General features: G+C 32.7%; 17 protein-coding genes. 10 read left to right on the forward strand and 7 right to left on the reverse strand.

Annotated elements, in window-relative coordinates; genetic code table 11:
- The first annotated feature begins 315 nt into the window (after positions 1 to 315).
- From D1818_RS11185 to D1818_RS11220, 8 genes are all read left to right on the forward strand, one after another.
- On the forward strand, positions 316 to 1,584 hold the full coding sequence (locus tag D1818_RS11185; RefSeq protein ID WP_147406135.1) for a hypothetical protein: 1,269 nt from the start codon (positions 316 to 318) through the stop codon (positions 1,582 to 1,584).
- Positions 1,585 to 1,616: 32 nt separating this feature from the next.
- The gene (locus tag D1818_RS11190) at positions 1,617 to 2,051 is read left to right on the forward strand and encodes a hypothetical protein (RefSeq protein ID WP_118458989.1); all 435 of its coding nucleotides are present in this window, start codon (positions 1,617 to 1,619) and stop codon (positions 2,049 to 2,051) included.
- Between the two features lie 272 nt (positions 2,052 to 2,323).
- Positions 2,324 to 3,580 (forward strand): hypothetical protein, encoded by a 1,257-nt coding sequence (locus D1818_RS11195; RefSeq protein ID WP_118458991.1) that lies wholly within the window; start codon positions 2,324 to 2,326, stop codon positions 3,578 to 3,580.
- A gap of 27 nt (positions 3,581 to 3,607) precedes the next feature.
- Positions 3,608 to 4,048 carry a hypothetical protein gene (locus D1818_RS11200; RefSeq protein WP_118458993.1) on the forward strand — a complete coding sequence of 147 codons (441 nt, stop codon included), beginning with the start codon at positions 3,608 to 3,610 and terminating at the stop codon, positions 4,046 to 4,048.
- 473 nt (positions 4,049 to 4,521) lie between these two features.
- Positions 4,522 to 5,796, forward strand: coding sequence for a hypothetical protein (locus D1818_RS11205; RefSeq protein ID WP_118458995.1), 1,275 nt, complete (start codon positions 4,522 to 4,524; stop codon positions 5,794 to 5,796).
- 87 nt (positions 5,797 to 5,883) lie between these two features.
- Positions 5,884 to 6,330 carry a hypothetical protein gene (locus D1818_RS11210; protein ID WP_118458997.1) on the forward strand — a complete coding sequence of 149 codons (447 nt, stop codon included), beginning with the start codon at positions 5,884 to 5,886 and terminating at the stop codon, positions 6,328 to 6,330.
- Positions 6,331 to 6,470: 140 nt separating this feature from the next.
- On the forward strand, positions 6,471 to 7,103 hold the full coding sequence (locus D1818_RS11215; protein ID WP_118458999.1) for a LysE family transporter: 633 nt from the start codon (positions 6,471 to 6,473) through the stop codon (positions 7,101 to 7,103).
- Between the two features lie 353 nt (positions 7,104 to 7,456).
- On the forward strand, positions 7,457 to 8,911 hold the full coding sequence (locus tag D1818_RS11220) for an aspartate aminotransferase family protein (protein WP_118459001.1): 1,455 nt from the start codon (positions 7,457 to 7,459) through the stop codon (positions 8,909 to 8,911).
- Here D1818_RS11220 and D1818_RS11225 read toward each other — a convergent pair.
- The gene (locus tag D1818_RS11225; protein WP_118459003.1) at positions 8,908 to 9,702 is read right to left on the reverse strand and encodes a DUF2797 domain-containing protein; all 795 of its coding nucleotides are present in this window, start codon (positions 9,700 to 9,702) and stop codon (positions 8,908 to 8,910) included. The two genes, D1818_RS11220 and D1818_RS11225, sit on opposite strands and share 4 nt — an antisense overlap.
- 123 nt (positions 9,703 to 9,825) lie before the next feature.
- On the opposite strand from D1818_RS11225, the gene D1818_RS11230 reads away from it, so the two are divergent.
- Together D1818_RS11230 and D1818_RS11235 are read left to right on the forward strand one after the other, a co-directional pair.
- The gene (locus tag D1818_RS11230) at positions 9,826 to 11,358 is read left to right on the forward strand and encodes a GH3 auxin-responsive promoter family protein (RefSeq protein ID WP_118463673.1); all 1,533 of its coding nucleotides are present in this window, start codon (positions 9,826 to 9,828) and stop codon (positions 11,356 to 11,358) included.
- 227 nt (positions 11,359 to 11,585) lie between these two features.
- The gene (locus D1818_RS11235; RefSeq protein ID WP_118459005.1) at positions 11,586 to 11,930 is read left to right on the forward strand and encodes a hypothetical protein; all 345 of its coding nucleotides are present in this window, start codon (positions 11,586 to 11,588) and stop codon (positions 11,928 to 11,930) included.
- 127 nt (positions 11,931 to 12,057) lie between these two features.
- Here D1818_RS11235 and clpX read toward each other — a convergent pair whose 3' ends face one another.
- From clpX to D1818_RS11265, 6 genes are all read right to left on the reverse strand, one after another.
- Positions 12,058 to 13,290, reverse strand: a complete 1,233-nt coding sequence (gene clpX, locus D1818_RS11240; RefSeq protein ID WP_118459007.1) for an ATP-dependent Clp protease ATP-binding subunit ClpX — start codon at positions 13,288 to 13,290, stop codon at positions 12,058 to 12,060.
- Positions 13,291 to 13,396: 106 nt separating this feature from the next.
- The gene (clpP, locus tag D1818_RS11245; RefSeq protein WP_118459009.1) at positions 13,397 to 14,071 is read right to left on the reverse strand and encodes an ATP-dependent Clp endopeptidase proteolytic subunit ClpP; all 675 of its coding nucleotides are present in this window, start codon (positions 14,069 to 14,071) and stop codon (positions 13,397 to 13,399) included.
- Positions 14,072 to 14,172: 101 nt separating this feature from the next.
- A complete protein-coding gene (gene tig, locus D1818_RS11250) occupies positions 14,173 to 15,495 on the reverse strand; it encodes a trigger factor (protein WP_118459011.1) in 1,323 nt (440 codons plus the stop codon).
- 86 nt (positions 15,496 to 15,581) lie between these two features.
- Positions 15,582 to 15,929, reverse strand: coding sequence for a phage holin family protein (locus D1818_RS11255; RefSeq protein ID WP_118459014.1), 348 nt, complete (start codon positions 15,927 to 15,929; stop codon positions 15,582 to 15,584).
- Positions 15,930 to 16,032: 103 nt separating this feature from the next.
- Positions 16,033 to 17,616, reverse strand: a complete 1,584-nt coding sequence (locus D1818_RS11260) for a G-D-S-L family lipolytic protein (protein WP_118459016.1) — start codon at positions 17,614 to 17,616, stop codon at positions 16,033 to 16,035.
- A gap of 7 nt (positions 17,617 to 17,623) precedes the next feature.
- Positions 17,624 to 18,871 carry an OmpP1/FadL family transporter gene (locus D1818_RS11265; protein ID WP_118459018.1) on the reverse strand — a complete coding sequence of 416 codons (1,248 nt, stop codon included), beginning with the start codon at positions 18,869 to 18,871 and terminating at the stop codon, positions 17,624 to 17,626.
- Positions 18,872 to 18,934: the final 63 nt, after the last annotated feature.

The raw sequence follows: 18,934 nt of genomic DNA on the forward strand, positions 1-18,934 counted from the left end.
CAATTCTTGTGAATTTCTACTAGTAATAAATTTTTTTTAACCTGATTTCTTATTACATTAGTGCTGGGATAACTCAGAAAAAGTATAGGATTTTAATTGGATTCGAAAACGAATATTAACCATTTAAAATCAAAATATTAAAACTTCACAAACAACATTCGCTGTCGTTTGCGACTATTTCATCAAAGAAATAGTAACCGCAACACAATAAATTTATTAAAATTGGATTAACTATTTAATAAAGTTAGACACAATAGGTAGAACACTTATAGTTATAATTTTATTCCCAAAATATAAAACCCCCGTAAAACAGTTATGAAATCAACTATTTTATCCCTAACAATACTGATATTTTTCCCATCTATCGTATTGTCCCAAAATACAATTAACGATGATCCCATGAAATGGATCAATGGATGGGCTAATTTCGATCCGAATCACGAGGCATATCCAGAATCAGATGAAGACATCCCTGCGATAATTGATCAAGACACGCACTTAACAAATGATTCTGTATACTTTCTGACTGGAATTGTATATGTGACTAATGGCGCTACACTGTCTATCCAAGAAGGAACGATTATTCGATGTGATACCAAAACCCAAACAAGTCTTGTGGTTAGTAAAGGAGCTAAACTAATTGCCAGAGGTCTAAAAGGGCAACCTATTGTATTCACTTCAGACAAGTCACCAAAAGCGAGAAAAAGTGGTGATTGGGGTGGAGTTATCATTGCAGGATCAGGAATCATCAATTCTCCATCCAAAGCTGGTGTTATAGAAGGTGATTTTCTCCCACAATACTCTCTCTATGGAGGTGATAATGATGATGAGATGACTACTATAATGACCTATGTACGAATTGAGTACGCAGGAAAAAAAATCAATCAATCAAAAGAATTAAATGGTCTATCTTTATATGCGTTAGGAAAAAAATCAATCCTTAATAATATTATGATAAGTCATTCTGCTGATGATTCTTTTGAGTTTTTTGGCGGTACTGTAAATATGAACAATCTTATTTCATATAAAGCTAAAGATGATGATTATGATTTTACTTTAGGTTACCAAGGAGAACTATATAATATTATCGCGATTAGACATCCATACATTTCTGATATCAGTGGTTCTTATGCAATCGAAATAGACGGTTATGATAAAAAATTAGGTATGACGTCTCTAGAATTATCTAATGTGGATATAAAAGATGCTACTTTAATCAATTTATCAGACAGCAGTAATTACCAACATACTGGAGCTGCTATTTCTTCTAAAAATTTAGCGCGGCTACATGTCACAGATTCTAGAATATCTGGCTTTGCCAATGTAGCAAAATTTGACAAATCTTATATATCTTATACTAATTTAGAGACATCGTTTTCTTTAGAAAACAGTATTTTTAATGTCCACGACACCAATGTATTGGTCCCATTGGAACCGAAAAATGAGGTACATGGACTTCTTAAATACAATATGTTCACTACACAATTTAAAAACGTATCTGATTTCTTTGAAAAACCATTAGATGCTAAAAACCCAAAATTTACGTTAAAACAAGCACGTGACACTTATACGGTCATGCAATAAAATTAAATTTTACCTTAATTAATATCTTTATAATGAAATCAATTACCATATTCCTAGCTATTTTTTTTACCGCTACAGGCTTTGCTCAAACTAAAAAGAATGTCTTTTTTGATCAAAGCACCTTAATTACTAAGTTTCATACTATTGATGAATTAGAAGATCTAAAAAAAGGAGAACTTGTTAAATTATATATAGAGCGAGCGAACGAGATTATTACGGTACTACCTTATATAGCACTTACTAACGAGGCTGATGTAAGTCTTTCTGATATTGGAATTAAGGAAAACTCCGATAATCTAAAACTCTTAAAGAAACATCATGAAACCACTACCGAAGCATTCGAAAGTACTGGTAATTTAATAACCGAGTTTATACCCTATGCAGATACAGAAAAAATCGTATGGTCTATTCTATACTATGAAGAAATGATTAAAAAAATTCGAATAGGGGTAAACGGGAATTTCTAAAACTCACATCCCTTAAATATATAAAAACAGCCACATATGGCTGTTTTTTTTTGCTTATACCTATAAAAAACAACAGTTAAGACACACAAAAAGAGTGAAATCTTATAGCTTACTAACATCTCAACTTTTACAAAAAAAATGTTAATAAATCATTTTTTTGTAATCTTTATCCTATTCCACCGAACTAAACCGTGTATTACAAACAAATTTTAATTTTTTGGATGAACAATCCAATCGGGTTTAACAAAGTGTGAGACTAAAAAAATGAAGTTATGAAAAAAAGAGAACTGTTAAGCATATTTTTATTTATTGCAATTTCAATTTCGGGATTATCTCAAAGCAACTTTAATCCTAATAATATGAAGTGGACCAGGGATTGGACCAATTTTGAACCAAACAAAACCAATTATCTTACCCACGATGAACAATTACCTAATATTATAAACAAGGACACCTACCTAAGAAGTGATATTGTTTATCTTATGTCTGGAGACGTATATGTAACTGACAATGCTACATTGACAATACAAGAAGGAACTCTTATAAAAGCAGATACAGAAAAGTCTACTAATCTAATTGTTACCAAAGGAGCTAAACTAATTGCTGATGGTAGTAAAGCACTACCTATAGTATTTACATCTAACAAATCCAGAAACTCTAGAAAAAGTGGTGATTGGGGCGGAATTACTATTATAGGTTCTGGTAAGGCAAACACTATAGAAGGAGAAGGAACTATAAAAGGAAAATTCAATCCATTGTATAGCATATTTGGTGGAAACAATATTGAAGAGGAAACTACAGTTTTAAGATACGTTAGAATTGAATACGCAGGTAAATCTACAAATGGGCTTTCGTTATATACTCTGGGAAATCAGTCTATAGTAGAAAACATTATGGTGAGTTATTCTGCAGATGACTCCTTCGAATGGCATGGAGGAGCATCTAAAGCTAAAAACCTTATTTCTTTTAAATCTAATGATGATGATTTTGACTTTACACAAGGATATAGAGGTGAACTTATAAATATTCTCGCTATTAAACATCCTTATATTACAAGCAATAACGGATCCTACGCAATAGAAGTAGATGGTTATAATAAAAATTTAGGATTCGAGAATTCTAAGGTACTTTCTAGTATTGATATCACAGGTGCAACATTAATTACCTTAGTGAATGAAAGTAACTATCATCATTCTAGAGCGGCAATATCCTTAAACAACCTTGGAGAATTATACTTAAATGACTCTAATATATCAGGTTTTTCTGATGTAGTTAAATTAGATAAGTCTTTCTCTACTCTTAAAATGATAGAAACAGCTTTTAAGCTCGATAACAGTTTTTTTAATGTGCATGGTGAAGGTGTTATTACTTATCATAATATAACCGGTGACACATTCAATTTACTTAAATATAATCGATTTACTAAAGCTTTTCAGCAGCCTGAAGAGGTTTTTAGTAATCCTTTAGACAAAGCTAATCCAAATTTTACTTTAAAAAATTCATTAAACAATTATATGGTAGTTCAATAAGCTACAATTGCATCAAAAACTAACATCATGAAAAAAATAATTACTTTATTGCTAATAACACTTACATTTAGTAGCATAAGCGCACAAACAAAGAAAAAGGGAGTATTTTTTGATAACGACAAACTGATTAACCGATTTCATACAATTGATGAATTACAAGATCTTAATAAAGGAGCATTAATAGAACTATATCTAGAACGTGCTAGAGAAATTTTTGTAGTGCTACCCTATTTATCTTTAACCAATAAACCCGGAACCAGTCTTAGTGATGCAGGCATCAAAGAAGATTCTGATAAAATCAAAATAGTAGAGAAAAATAATGAAATAGCGGATAGAGCATTTGTTTATACAACAAACACTATAAAAGAACTAGTTCCTTACTCTGATACAGATAAGATTATCTGGGCTGTATTGTATTTTGAAGAGATGATTAAAAAGATGCGATTAGGTAAGGAAGGAAATATCTGAATCTACATTCCGACACATAATAATTAAAAAAATCGACTAAAGACACAAAAAAACTGTCATATGACTTTTTCACTTTGTGTCTTTCTTCTTTTCAAAAAGCAAAAGCTTTCTATAAAACACCAAAATCTGCGGCAAAACCACAGAAAAGCAAAAATACATAAAACACTAATAAACAATGTTTTAATAAAAAAAAGTTCTCATTCAAAAAAATAATTAAGAATTAAAAGTTATTTTGTTTACCTTTTTTTAAATATAAATAAACAAATATTAAATTATTGATAATCAACAATATAAAATCACAATAAGTAGGAATTATACTCTTAATGTTTTGCTAATTAAACCTAAAATAACGACGAACGTACATATTTTACGGAAAACCCGTAACCTACTCTTCCAAAAGTATATTAACTTAGTAACCTGAAAAAGGAAGAAAGAATTTTCTTCCTAATTTATAACCCCAAAATAAAACTTTTATGAAACTAAGATGCGCCTTGACTACATGTCTCCTACTAGCTATCACTTTTCTAACCTCTCACGCACAAGATTTTAATGGTAACGATAGTAAATGGATAAAAGGCTGGACCAACTTTACTCCTAATACCACAAACTACCCTGAAGCTGATGAAAAACTTCCAAATATTATAGCAGAAGACACTTATTTAAATAATGATAAAGTGTATTTACTTTCTGGAGACGTTTATGTTACCGGTAATGCTATACTAACAATTCAAGAAGGGACTGTAATCCGAGGAGATCATGAAAATCCTGCAAATCTTATTATAACAAGAGGTTCTAAATTGATAGCAGTTGGATCAGAAGCTTATCCTATTGTTTTCACATCCAACAAAGCTCCTAAATCAAGAGCAAGTGGAGATTGGGGTGGAATAATAATAGCTGGTTCGGGGAAAGTAAACTCCGTATCTGGTAATGGTGTCATTAAAGGAAATTTTAATCCTCAGTATTCTGTATATGGGGGAAATGATCAAGATGAACAAACTGCAATTTTGAGATTTGTTCGAATAGAATTTCCAGGTAATAAATCGAAAAGAATCAAAAACTCTAACGGGTTATCTCTATTCGGAATAGGAACAGCCTCAATAATAGATCATGTAATGGTTAGCTACTCTGGTCAGGATTCATTTAATTGGACAGGAGGAAATAATAATATGAGAAATATGCTTTCATACAAAGCAGAGGATGATGATTTTCAAATTTCTGAAGGTTTTAAAGGTGATCTGGATTATTTAATGGCAATACGTCATCCATATATTAATAGTCCAAAGGGATCTTATGCAATAGAGATTGATGGGTATGATAAAAATTCAGGATACTTGAAACCTAATGCTATTACAGATGTTACTATTACTAATTCTACTTTTGTAAACCTTTCTGACAATACCAATTATATACATACGTCATCAGCTATTTCGGCAAAAAACTCTGCTTTAGTGTATTTACACAATTCCAAAATATCAGGTTTTTTAAACGTAGTAAAATTCGATGACTCTTATACGTCTCTAGCGGTTATCGAAAGAGCTTTTAAAATGGACAATAGTTTTTTTAACATTCACGGAGAAGGTGTAGAAGTGAGCTATAAACCAAGTAATGGTGTGATGAATGTTTTAAAGTATAATAGATTCACTAAAGATTTTGTAAGCGTAGATAATCTTTTTGAAGATCCTACTAGCAAATCGGCTCCAAAATTTCAACTTAAAAAGGCTATGAATAATTATATGGTAATGCAATAAATAGCACCTTTTAATAATGAAAAATACTTTTTTTTGTTCCGGATCCCTTAAATCCATCAAATGAATTTTAATACTACAGTTTAAATTATGCTTAAATCAAAATTATTAATAGGTTTCATCTTTTTTCTATTTTTCCAATACACGAATGCTCAGGAAAAAGATGAAGCCATTTTTTTTGCTAAGAGAGATCAAATCACGAAATTTCATACTATAAATGATCTCGAAAATTTAAAAAAAGGAGAACTCATCAAATTATATCAGGATCGAGTTAGAGAAATTGTAACGGTTATTCCATTTTTATCACTAACAAATGAACCTGGAGTTCGATTAGGCGATTTAGGAATCAAAGAAGATTCTGGTCACATAAAATCACTTAAGAAAAGTTCAGAAGCTACTAAAGAAGCTATAAATACAGCACAAACCTCTATTGAAGAGCTTGTGCCTTATGCCGACACCGAAAAAATTATACTAACGATTCTTTATTACGAGGAAATCATAAAAAAAATGAGAATCGGAGTCACTAGAAGTTTTTAAATCAAATTTTTAACACACAAACTACAACTATTATAACATCACGAAAAGAAGCGATAATATAAAAATGATCGCTTCTTTTTAATTACGCATAATCCTCTTGATAAATGTAAGGGTAATTATAAAATTACTACTAAAGCCTTATGATCGCATTCTATCTTATCCTAGGAATTTTAACTTCAGTAGCCGGTGCTTTACCACTGGGAGCAGTAAACATTGCAGTAATTAACACAACAATTAAAGAAAATACCAGAAAAGCATTTCGTATCGCTTTAGCAGCTGGTATTGGAGAAGTATTATTGGCCTTGTTTGCTTTACATTGTAGTATGGAGCTCACAGGTTTTTTCGAAAATAACCGATGGATTCAGTTAGTGATTATTTCCATATTTTTAGTAATTGGTATTTATTTTTTAGTCCGAAAAAACAAAAAAGAAATGAATACGAAAGCGCCTAAAATCAAGTTGGGAAAATCTAAATTCCTAACGGGCTTCTCTCTTGCGTTTTTAAATCCCCCAGTAATTATTTATTGGATAGTAGCAATATCTTTAACAAACAAACATCTTTTCGAACTTACACTTTATACTCCAATAATTGCTTTATTTCTCTTTTTTTCAGGGATATACCTTGGTAAAATCGGCACATTGTACCTATACAGTCAATGGGGAAACAAAATGGCTCAAAAATCCAATGATTCTAAAACTAAATTATTTAAAATTATTGGTGTTGCGCTCATAGCTATTTCTTTTGTGCAAGGAGTAAAATTCTTAGTAGCATAATTATCTATTTTTGCTTAAAGCAGTTTATATACATCCCACTAATCAGTTTCACTCTTTTTCTAAGTAAAAGCTGTAAAACGTAACCAAAAAACAGCTAACCGGAATTTAACGACATTCTCACACTATCATACCCAAACACTAAGGTTTATTAAAAAATACTAACGTACTTTTATTATATCAACACAATCTTAATAACGGTGCAATTGCCTATGCTCCTATTACGGCAGTGAAATTGAGAATCCTTTTATTGTTTCATTACAAAAGGAGAATACCTTTTTTTAATAAATTTATACTAGTAGATACTACTTAAAATCACATATTTTTGCAAATTAAAGTAGGTAAAAAAAATCTCAATGAAAGAAAATGACCTCAACGCTAAATTAGAGTTATCTAAAGATGATATGAAACAGTATGGCTATACAATTATAGATCATATCGTAGAACATTTTGATACTCAAGACTCCAAAAAACCAGTTGCAATAGCGACCAGAGAAGAAATGGACAGCTTGTTAGCGGAAGGTATACCACATCATCCGACAGGAGCCAATGAGGTTCTTAACTTTGTAATGGAAAATGTTATTCCACAAAGCACTATTGTATCACACCCTAAATCCTTTTCTTTCGTACCAGGTCCAAGTAACTACATCAGTGCTATGGCAGATACCATTGCTACTGGGTTTAATATTTTCTCTGGTGGCTGGGCAGCATCTCCAGGAGCAGCAGAATTAGAAATTCTTACAATGAACTGGCTATTAGAAATTTTCGGATTTGGTACCAAAGAAGGAGGAGGTATTTTTACAAGTGGAGGATCCATGGCTAACCTTACTGCATTAGTAACCGCCAGAAGAATAAAATGTGGTGATGATTTTTCTAAAGCAGTAATTTATTTATCAGACCAGGCACATTCTTCTAATATAAAAGCGATTAAAGTAATAGGCTTTAAAAAGAGTCAAATAAGAGTTATACCTACCGATCTGGAATTCAAAATATCTCTTAATAAGTTAAAAAATGCTATCGCTAAGGATCGCCTTCAAGGATTAGAACCTTTTTGCCTAATCGCCTCTGCTGGGACTACAAATACAGGAACAGTCGATCCGTTAGATGAAATGGCTAAAATTTGTAAAGAAGAAAAATTATGGTTTCACATTGATGGGGCTTATGGCGGTGCTGCTATACTAGCCAATAACGGAAAAGAGTTATTAAAAGGTATTGAAAAAGCAGATTCTCTAACAGTAGATCCTCATAAATGGTTTTTCCAACCTTATGAAATGGGCTGTTTATTAGTCAAGAATCATAATTGGCTTAGTGGGACCTTTAGCGAAAAACCAGAATACCTAAGAGACGTAGAAGGTAACGAATCAGAAATTAACTTCTATGATCACGGTATTCAATTAACTCGACGGTTTAGAGCATTAAAGTTTTACATGTCACTAAAGACATTTGGTTTGGATTCTTTTAAAAAGGCAATTCAATATAATATAGAATTAGCTGACCAAACTGAAGGTTTATTAAGAAAAAGTCCTAAATGGGAAGTCATATCACCTGCTACCTTAGCAGTCATAAATTTTAGATATAACCCTATTGATAAAAATTTCTCAGAAAAGGAGATTGATATAATAAATCAGAAGATTTCTGAAAAAATGATTCACTCTAGAGAAGCATTATTAGTCACTACAGTACTTTTAGGTCAAGTAGTATTAAGAATGTGTCTAATCAACCCCAGAACAACTTTAGATCATATTAAAGAAACTATCGAACAATGTGAATTATACGGAAATGAAATATTAGCAATAGAAAACGTTAATTAAATAATAGTTAACTGAACTACATATCCTTCATTATTCCTAACATTAAAAACAGTATCATCTTCAAAAATCAAATATTGTCCTTTGATACCTTTTAGCACACCCGAATATTCGGGTGTTTTTTCCAGATTCAAGCTCTTTAGTTTACTAGGATACTCCAATACAGGAAAATCAAGTTCGGTTTCTTTATTATTTTCTATGAAATACTCTTTTACTTCGTCAGGAATAAATGCTTTAAGTTTATCTCTATATGTTGTTAAATCTTCATCTTCAATCTCATTTTTGAGCATTTTTCGCCAATTCGTTTTATCAGCTACGTGATCTTTTAAAGCTACTTCGGTGATCCCCGCAAGATATCGATTAGGTACTTCAACAATTTCAATAGCCTCGTGAGCTCCTTGATCGATCCATCTGGTAGGAACTTGTGTCTTTCGAGTAACGCCAACCTTAATGTTACTCGAATTAGCTAAATAAACAATATGCGGCTGAAGTTGTGCTTTCTTTTCAAAATCCAAATTTCGATCTTCGATATCTAAATGTGCTTTACTTAGCTCAGGGCGCATTACCCAATCTCCCACCTGAGGTTGGTTATAAAAATCATCATAACAATATCCTTGTCTATATATTTTCTTGTTTTCGCCACAAGCTAAACACTGATAACCAACAAATTTTATACTCAGAGTTTTATTTAGTAATTGATTCATATGAATAAAATCAGAATCAAAAACTAAATAGTATTGAATTGGGCTCGCTACCTCAGTTTGCATTTTGGTTAATACTCCTTGATATTGCATAAAAAGTTCAGTTATAAGTTAATCTATAAAAAGAATGATATTATTTTTATTATTTTAGTTTCCGAAGAAAGTCAACCACACAATCATATTAATGCTAATTACGGCCTAAAGATACATCAAAAAATGCCAATTCCTTTAGTAAATTCTATCGCTAGCTGGTTTCTAAAAAAGCGTTTTCATCAGATGGAGCTTTTTCTAAAATACCCTAATGAAGTGCAGCTCGAGCTATTACATGTTTTATTAGAAACGGCCAAAAATACCGAGGTAGGCAAGACCTATGATTTTACATCAATATATAGTTATGAAACCTTTAAAGAGCGTGTTCCTATTCGTTCTTATGAAGATTATGAAGAAATGATCGAACGCAGCAGATTGGGAGAACATAATATATATTGGCCTACTCCCATTAAATGGTTTGCCAAATCTAGTGGAACTACGAATGCTAAAAGTAAATTTATCCCTGTTAGTCAAGAATCACTGGAAGATTGCCATTATGCAGCAGGAAAAGATCTTTTATGTATGTATCTCAATAACAATGAAAATTCTAAACTTTTCACTGGAAAAAGCTTGCGCCTAGGAGGAAGCAAAGAGTTATATAAGGAAAATGGCACCTCATTCGGTGATTTGTCCGCAATTATCATTGACAATATGCCATTTTGGGCAGAATTCAGTTCTACCCCAAGTAACGAAGTTTCTTTAATGAGTGATTGGGAAACAAAAATGATGGCAATTGTAAATGAAACTGTTCAGGAAAATGTTACAAGCCTTGCCGGAGTGCCATCCTGGATGCTCGTTCTATTAAATCAAGTATTGGAAACAACAGGCCAAGAACATCTTTTTGAAATATGGAAGAATATTGAAGTATACTTCCACGGAGGAGTAAGTTTTGAACCCTATATCGATCAATACAAAAAGATCCTTCCACGAGATTCTTTTAGATATTACGAAATTTACAATGCATCCGAAGGTTTTTTTGCAATCCAAGATCGTAATGAATCATCTGAACTGCTATTAATGCTTGATTATGGCATTTTTTATGAATTCATCCCTATGGATACATACGGAGGAACAGATGAAAAAGTGATCCCATTAAGTGATGTAGAAATTGGTAAAAATTATGCTGTTATTATTACTACCAATGCCGGTTTATGGAGATATAAAATTGGGGACACTGTTCGTTTTACCTCTATTAATCCTTATAGAATAAAAGTATCTGGAAGAACAAAACATCATATCAACGTATTTGGAGAAGAACTTATTATTGAAAATGCAGAAGAAGCACTTAGGAAAGCTACAAAAGAAACCAATAGTGAAATCATTGATTATACAGTGGCGCCAATTTTTATGGAAGGAAAGAAAAAAGGCGCTCATGAATGGATGATTGAGTTTAAAAAACACCCTAAGAATCTCGATCATTTCGCCAATATTCTTGATCAAAATCTTCAAGACATTAATAGCGACTATGAAGCAAAAAGATACAACAATACCACATTGAATATTCTACAGATTAATAATGCCAGACCTTATTTATTTTATGATTGGTTGAAAAAAAATGATAAACTTGGAGGCCAGCACAAAATACCTAGACTCTCTAACTCTAGAAAATATCTTGATGAGTTACTTATATTAAACAAAATTGGCTCATATTCGCTTTAATTGACTAAAACTATATCAAAAAAATAGCAAAATTCCCCATTTGTGTTTTTAAAAATACGGTTTTTACGTAAAAAAATTACGTAAGAAATTTTGTTTTTTCGTTAAAATTGTGTAGTTCATCGGTTAAAAAAAACGATTGAACTAAAAAACAAAAAATATCTTTCACACACCTTCTTTTCGTATTAAATTTGATACCAGTAAGTTATGATTTAACAAGCGTCCCAAATATGAAAAATCTTTTACTCATCTTTATTTTTGTTTCCTGTTCTGCAGCTGTTAATGCTCAAGAAATAGCTACTATTTCTAATAACAGTACCACTGAAGAAAATGTTTCTACAAACAAGACTCTTTCTAAAGAATCTTCTTCTCTTATATCTAATCCAGAAAATACAATTATGGATATAAACAAGGTTTGTTATGGAGAAACTTCTAAAGTTGCTTTTTATGAAGTATTGATTGCTAAAAATGGATTTAAAATAAACCTTAAAGACAGTAAAGATTTGGTAATAAGAAATACAGAAGAAATCATTTCCAAGAAAATAGAAGAGATATTATACTCGGAAGAAGATTAACCGAGATTCATTCAAAATTTTAAAATAACATCGATACTTTTGCTTTCATAAAAAGTATTTTAAATATAAAAACTCCTTAAGCTTTATACACTTAAGGAGTTTATTTTTTAAATATAACCTTTAGAAATTACGAAACTGCTTTCAGCTTATTTATTATCGATTTATTCAGTTTCTTTTCAGCATAATCCTTCGTTACTCTCAACTCTGTTTCATCACTCTCCGGTAATTCATACATTGCATCTGTTAGAATTGCTTCACACAAAGAACGTAGCCCTCTTGCTCCTAACTTATACTCGACAGCTCTTTCTACTATATAATCTAAAGCTCCTGGTGTAATAGTAAACTCTACATTATCCATTTCGAAAAGTTTTTTATACTGCTTTATAATTGCATTTTTAGGCTCAGTTAAAATAGCTCTCAGCGTATTGTTATCCAATGGATTCATATGTGTTAATACCGGAAGACGACCTATTATCTCAGGAATTAATCCAAAATCCTTCAAATCTTTAGGAATAATGTACTGTAGTAGATTGTCTTTTTCTATGACATCCTCAGATTTAGAAGCACTAAAGCCCATTGCCTGCATATTTAGACGCTTCTGTATCGCATTTTCGATACCATCAAAAGCTCCTCCTGCTATGAAAAGTATATTTTCGGTATTTACTTCAATAAATTTTTGATCCGGATGCTTTCGCCCACCTTTTGGTGGAACGTTCACTACGGTTCCTTCTAATAGCTTCAATAAAGCCTGCTGCACTCCTTCTCCCGAAACATCTCTTGTAATACTTGGGTTATCACTTTTACGGGCAATTTTATCAATCTCGTCAATAAACACTATACCTCTTTGAGCTTTTTCAAGATTATAATCAGCCGCTTGTAATAAACGAGTAAGAATACTTTCTACATCCTCTCCTACATACCCCGCCTCAGTAAGTACAGTAGCATCAACTATAGCTAAAGGAACATTAAGCATTTTAGCAATGGTCTTTGCTATCAAAGTTTTACCCGTTCCTGTTTGTCCTACCATAATGATGTTACTCTTTTGTATTTCGATATCATCATCAGTTGTAGGCTGTAATAAACGCTTGTAATGGTTATATACAGCAACAGACATAACTTTCTTAGTAAATTCCTGTCCGATCACATATTCGTCCAGAAATTTCTTTATAGCCATAGGCTTACGAAGCATTAATTCTGAGCTAAGTTCTCCTGTTTCCTCATCTCTCGCTTCTTCTACAACAATTCCATGAGCCTGAACAATACAGCGATCACATATATGCGCATCTAACCCAGCAATTAGCAAATTAGTTTCCGGCTTCTTTCTTCCACAAAACGAGCATTCTAAATCTTCTTTCGGCATAATTATCTATTTCAACAAAACTCGTCTACCTATGTGTTATTTATTGATAGACTTATTTCTAGGGGTGCAGACGATCTTCCATCCGCTATTATTATTTTACTATAAATTATTCTCTAGTCAGTATTTCATCAATCATTCCATACTCAAGAGCCTTATCCGCTTTCATCCAATAGTCTCTATCACTATCTTCATAAACTTTATCATAACTCTGACCTGAATGTTTGGCTATAATATTATACAATTCTTCTTTTAATATTAATATTTCGCGAGCAGTAATTTCTATATCACTAGCTTGTCCTTGAGCACCGCCAAGCGGCTGATGAATCATCACTCTACTATGTGGTAAACCAGAACGCTTTCCTTTCTCACCCGCACATAATAATACCGCTCCCATTGATGCTGCCATCCCTGTACATATTGTTGCTACATCAGGCTTAATAAACTGCATCGTATCATAAATACCTAACCCTGCATATACACTACCGCCAGGAGAATTTATATAAATCTGTATATCTTTTGAAGAGTCTACACTTTCTAAAAACAATAACTGAGCTTGTATAATATTAGCTACCTGATCATTGATCCCAGTACCCAAAAATATAATACGATCCATCATTAAACGAGAAAATACGTCAAAAATGGCTACATTCATTTGACGTTCTTCTATAATATTAGGAGTCATCCCAGTTGGATACATACTACTGATAATTTTATCATAGTAATTACTATTAATACCATGATGTTGTGTAGCGTATTTTTCGAATTCTTTTCCGTAATTCATATGTTCTTTTTCTGAAATTTTATTTTTATAAAAAAGGCGTTAATCCGATCTTGGTTTAACGCCCTAAATATAAGTATAAATTCCTTATTAGTTTATGTTGATTATTTGTAAACTTCTTTTACAAAATCATCAAAACTCACTTCTTTTTCTTTCAATTTAACATTCTCCTTATAATAGGCAAGTAATTTCTGACTCATAAGTTGTTCAGAAATTCTTTTCACTTCATCTTGATTGGATAAAATTCTAGCTGCAATATCTTCTAGCTCTTTATCTTCTGGTGACATCTGACCAAATTGAGCCATTTGTCCTTTTATCAAATCTTTCGCGAATTCTTTTAATTCTTCAAAAGTAACCTGAAGGTTGTTATCATTGATTATTTTTCCTTCAATTAATTGAAAACGTAATCCTTTCTCACTCTTCTCATATTCATCCTTCGCTTGATCTTCTGACAAAGGCTGCTCACCTGTAGCCTGAATCCATTTTTGTAAAAATTCTGCTGGCAGATCAAATTTAGTGTTTTCAAGAACACTCTCAGTTACATCATTAAGCAACTGTTGATCGGATTGTTGTACAAACTGACGAGCAGCATCTTCTTTGATTTTTTCTTTAAGTTCAGTAACCGATTTTACGCCATCTTTACCGTATAATTTATCAAATAAATCCTGATCTAAATCAGCTAGTTCTTGATTATTGATTTCAGAAATAGTAAAGGTTACTTCGATATCAAGACCTTTAGCATCATCTTGACTAATCTTTAACGCATCTACTAAATCGTGATCCTCAGAAAATAATCCTTTCGTTTTTAATGTTAAAACATCTCCAACTTTAGAACCAATAAACTTATCTAAGTTTCTCTTTCCTTTTATTTTATCTAAAGAAATAGTTGCTTGATTCTCTATCTCTTTTTCTTCATTTACAAAAGTACCATTGATTAAATCATCTTTCTCAGCACTTTCTTTTGGCACTAACTTACCATATTGCTTTTGGATGGTGGTGATTTGATTATCAATCATCTCATCAGTAGCAACAATCTTATAATGAGTGATTGCTTTTTTACCATTAAGTTTGATTTCAAATTTTGGTGCTAAACCTAATTCAAACTCGAAAGAATAATTATCAGTATCCCAATCGAAATTATCTTGCTCTTTAGGTAATGGATTACCTAAAACATCAAGTTTTTCTTCTGTCAGATACTTATTAAGAGCATCCTGCAATAGTTTATTAACTTCATCTACTAAAACTGCCTTCCCATATTGCTTTTTAACCAATCCCATAGGAACGTGACCTTTTCTAAAACCAGGAATATTGGCGTTCTTACGATAATCTTTAAGAATGTTCTCTACTTTATCGCTATAATCTTCTTTTGCAATATCTACTGTTACTACAGCGTTTAAATCGTCTAATTGCTCTTTTGAAATATTCATTATCTCTACTTTTTTGTACTAAAAATCGGGTTGCAAAAGTAATACTTTTTTACAACTCAACAAAGTTTTAACTTCCTGAAAAACAGTTAGCTTTTATCTTTCTTTAAAATAGAGTATAATATAGATTGAAACACGGATAACAAAATACTAAATATGAGTGCCCATAACCAACCATTAACGCTAAAACCTGAAACAAAGTGATCCGCCATTAGTATGATTGCTGCGTTAATAACCAACAAAAATAACCCTAAAGTAACGATCGTTACAGGTAATGTTAATATAACCAATAAAGGTTTAACAACTGCATTAAGAATCGCCAAAAGGACCGCCACAATAAGAGCACTTACGTAATTATCGACGTTAGCTCCAGGTAAAATTTCTGCCAATACCAAAACGGCAACAGCACTAAGAATCATTTTTAATAAGAATTTCATAAGTACAGGTTTAGATTGATTATCAAAGTAACTAAAAACAATGCAATAAAAAAACCTGCTAATCTCTTAACAGGTTTTTAAAATGTATTATAAAACTTTGATACTAGTTTGCACCTACTTCATTACTAAGTGTAACTGTTCCGTAATCTCCTGGATTTACAGAAGGCAAAGTAGCTCCATACGCAATCTCTATTGCATTCAAAATACCATTAGTTACTAAAGCATGTGCTCTAGGCGTAGGGTGTATACCATCTAAAGAGAATCCACCACCAGTTACAAAATCAGAAGTTATCACTCCTCCATCAAATAGAATTCCTCCATTTGCCGCTTGTGCTAAATCATTTGCAACATTATAAAAGGCCAAACCATTCTCTGAAGCGATAGTAGCAATCGAAGTATTAAAAGCCTGACGAGCATTCTCCACTGAGGATTGTTCCGCTGGAGTCAATACATATTGATCTTCCATTGGATAGCTTACACCATTAACTGAAAATTGACCTGCTTGCTCTGGTGTTAAACCAAAACTTATTAATTCTGCCAATCTTGCCTCATTTACTTGACCTATAACACCAGAACTAGTTAAAACTAATAAATCATTAGCTGTTGCCTGTCTTGCCTGTCCGTATTGTGCAGCAACAATTGGAGCTAAAGGACCAAATGTACCCGCTAAGGCTATGGCTAAATCAGCTGAAACATCTTCTAAAGATTCATCCTTAATAACAACAGGGCTAGCAGCGCTGGCTGAAAACGATATTGCTCTTTCTGGAACACCTGCAAAAGCAAAAGCAGCATTTAATCCTGCATAAGTTGCATTAAGCGTTGGTATTTGTGGCCCAAAATTAGGATCTAACGGACTTAGAGGTGCAAATGGCACAGTCGTAAAGAAAGGCAATGTAGATACATTCGGTAAATTAAGTACTACCCCTTTTGCTCCATTAGCAGTAAGAGCACCGATTAATGCTTGGTATGTCGAGTTAAACAAACCTGGATCAGTGATATCATTACTCCCATAATCAGCAAGATTTGGATTTCCAGTTCTATCCACACCTACACCACCAGAAGTAGCATAACTAAGAATATCATTGTTTCCTATCCACAAACTAAAAAACGTAGGATTTTGAGCAGCAGCATCAGCAATAACAGAAGTTCCTGCAGAAGAAGCGAATCTTGCAAAATATGGATTTGCTGTACCAACAGCTACCCCTGCAACATCTCCATAATTCGGCGCTCCTAAATGAAAACTTTTAGCTCCAGGTACTCCCATATTGTTAAAAAAACTACCTAAATTATTTGATATTTCCGTTGTTGGCGAAGCACCTGCATAGATAGCAGGACCAGGATTACCTTCAGCATCAAACGCCAATACGAATCTATTACTTAAAATCTGCGTTCCTCCTAACAAAGCACCACCAGTATTATCCGCCATTAGCGGTTGCGTAAATTCTCCACCACCTACAAGAGCAAATTGTTGAGATAATATATTAGGATAAGAATTTTCTTGTCCAGTAATATACAAAGCACTATCTGCAAAACCTGCAGTAAGTGAGTTCCCTAAAGCTACATAATTAGAGAAGTCAGCCTCTCCGCTAGAATATACTCCAGCTTCATCAATTGGATTATCAAACTCTGGTTCACAAGCCACTAAACCTAATGCCAGAATTGCTAAATATTTTATATTGTTTTTCATCTTCAAATTATAATTTATAAGTTAAACCAAGTCCTGGCGCAAATGCGCTTGATTTATAAGTCCCTCCAAAAGGCACATCCTGTCCATTTTCCTGATAAGAATCATAGGATTCATTAATTTCTTCAAATCTCAAATAAAAGAATGAAGCATCAATTGCTAACTTAGGAGTGATTGCAAAGCTAAAACCACCTGAAAACCCATTAGAATCATTACGAGGTGTTTCTGGAGCAAAAAATCCTGATTGCACCGGAGATTCATCAAAATAGTATCCCGCTCTCAGAGAAATTTTGGAAGTAGCATCATATTGTAATCCAAAACGATAAACCGAAGAATTTTTATAATTACGAGGGTTTAATGAAGTTGAACCATTTCCAAATTGAATATCTAAAGATTCGTATACATCCCAGAATTGTCTGTTATAATCAAAAGCAAACAACCATTTTTTGTGAAACTGATATGAAAGTCCAATCGTTAACTCAGCAGGTAATGGTAATTCTGCATCAAATGTTGTAGTTCCGTTGGCAGGTGTTGCCGGAGAATTCGGAAAATTACTAAAAGTAGCTTCACCACCTTCAGCTTCCAAAATAATTTCACTACGATAACTAAACCCTAATCTAAAATTCTCAGTAGGATTAAACATAGCACTTACACTCCATCCCCAGTTACTAACTCCAGAATCATCAACAGTAATATTAGAGCGATTACCATCAATATCAGTTAATGTTCTATTAGCATTTCTATTAAAATTAACAGAACCAGTAACATAAATAGGACCACCACCTATACTAAACTGATCAGAAAGCTTTATAGAAACCACTGGCTGAATATAAATCGCAGCTAATTCAATATTATTAACTAGATGAGAACCTGCCCAGTCAGTTGGCCAAGTTACCTCACTACCATAAGGAGTATATACTCCAAGACCTAAAGCTAACCAATCATTAACTTTATAAGATCCATATAAATTAAGTGGTGTACCAACAGAACTATCTGTCTCCGAAGAAGATCCAAAATCCGAGTTTTGATAAATCACATCTGTGAAAATACCACTGGCACCAGCACTGATGTTTAATTTGTTTTCTAAATACACAAGTCCCGCAGGATTGAAGAATACTAGTTCCGCACTATTCACCACAGCAACACCTGTATGCCCCATAGCCATAGCTCTCTGCCCTTGCACACTAACTCTATATCCACCAGCATAAGTGACCAAAGTCACGAAGGCGAATAGAACTAATAATAGTAGTTTTTTCATAATAAATTAGAATTGTTTTTGTTTTTTTAGAATATTGAAAAAATAATGCACCAAATTTAGCAG

The sequence above is a fragment of the Aquimarina sp. BL5 genome (genome assembly GCF_003443675.1).
Lineage (GTDB): Bacteria > Bacteroidota > Bacteroidia > Flavobacteriales > Flavobacteriaceae > Aquimarina.

What these genes read in the sequence shown, in the direction of transcription:
- D1818_RS11205 (WP_118458995.1), top strand. Translation starts at nt 4,522, where the DNA reads ATGAAACTAAGATGCGCCTTGACTACATGTCTCCTACTAGCTATCACT.
- D1818_RS11215 (WP_118458999.1), top strand. Translation starts at nt 6,471, where the DNA reads ATGATCGCATTCTATCTTATCCTAGGAATTTTAACTTCAGTAGCCGGT.
- D1818_RS11200 (WP_118458993.1), top strand. Translation starts at nt 3,608, where the DNA reads ATGAAAAAAATAATTACTTTATTGCTAATAACACTTACATTTAGTAGC.
- D1818_RS11260 (WP_118459016.1), bottom strand. Translation starts at nt 17,616, where the DNA reads ATGAAAAACAATATAAAATATTTAGCAATTCTGGCATTAGGTTTAGTG.
- D1818_RS11255 (WP_118459014.1), bottom strand. Translation starts at nt 15,929, where the DNA reads ATGAAATTCTTATTAAAAATGATTCTTAGTGCTGTTGCCGTTTTGGTA.
- D1818_RS11265 (WP_118459018.1), bottom strand. Translation starts at nt 18,871, where the DNA reads ATGAAAAAACTACTATTATTAGTTCTATTCGCCTTCGTGACTTTGGTC.
- D1818_RS11195 (WP_118458991.1), top strand. Translation starts at nt 2,324, where the DNA reads ATGAAAAAAAGAGAACTGTTAAGCATATTTTTATTTATTGCAATTTCA.
- D1818_RS11225 (WP_118459003.1), bottom strand. Translation starts at nt 9,702, where the DNA reads ATGCAATATCAAGGAGTATTAACCAAAATGCAAACTGAGGTAGCGAGC.
- tig (WP_118459011.1), bottom strand. Translation starts at nt 15,495, where the DNA reads ATGAATATTTCAAAAGAGCAATTAGACGATTTAAACGCTGTAGTAACA.
- D1818_RS11235 (WP_118459005.1), top strand. Translation starts at nt 11,586, where the DNA reads ATGAAAAATCTTTTACTCATCTTTATTTTTGTTTCCTGTTCTGCAGCT.
- D1818_RS11220 (WP_118459001.1), top strand. Translation starts at nt 7,457, where the DNA reads ATGAAAGAAAATGACCTCAACGCTAAATTAGAGTTATCTAAAGATGAT.
- D1818_RS11185 (WP_147406135.1), top strand. Translation starts at nt 316, where the DNA reads ATGAAATCAACTATTTTATCCCTAACAATACTGATATTTTTCCCATCT.
- D1818_RS11190 (WP_118458989.1), top strand. Translation starts at nt 1,617, where the DNA reads ATGAAATCAATTACCATATTCCTAGCTATTTTTTTTACCGCTACAGGC.
- D1818_RS11210 (WP_118458997.1), top strand. Translation starts at nt 5,884, where the DNA reads ATGCTTAAATCAAAATTATTAATAGGTTTCATCTTTTTTCTATTTTTC.
- clpP (WP_118459009.1), bottom strand. Translation starts at nt 14,071, where the DNA reads ATGAATTACGGAAAAGAATTCGAAAAATACGCTACACAACATCATGGT.
- D1818_RS11230 (WP_118463673.1), top strand. Translation starts at nt 9,826, where the DNA reads ATGCCAATTCCTTTAGTAAATTCTATCGCTAGCTGGTTTCTAAAAAAG.
- clpX (WP_118459007.1), bottom strand. Translation starts at nt 13,290, where the DNA reads ATGCCGAAAGAAGATTTAGAATGCTCGTTTTGTGGAAGAAAGAAGCCG.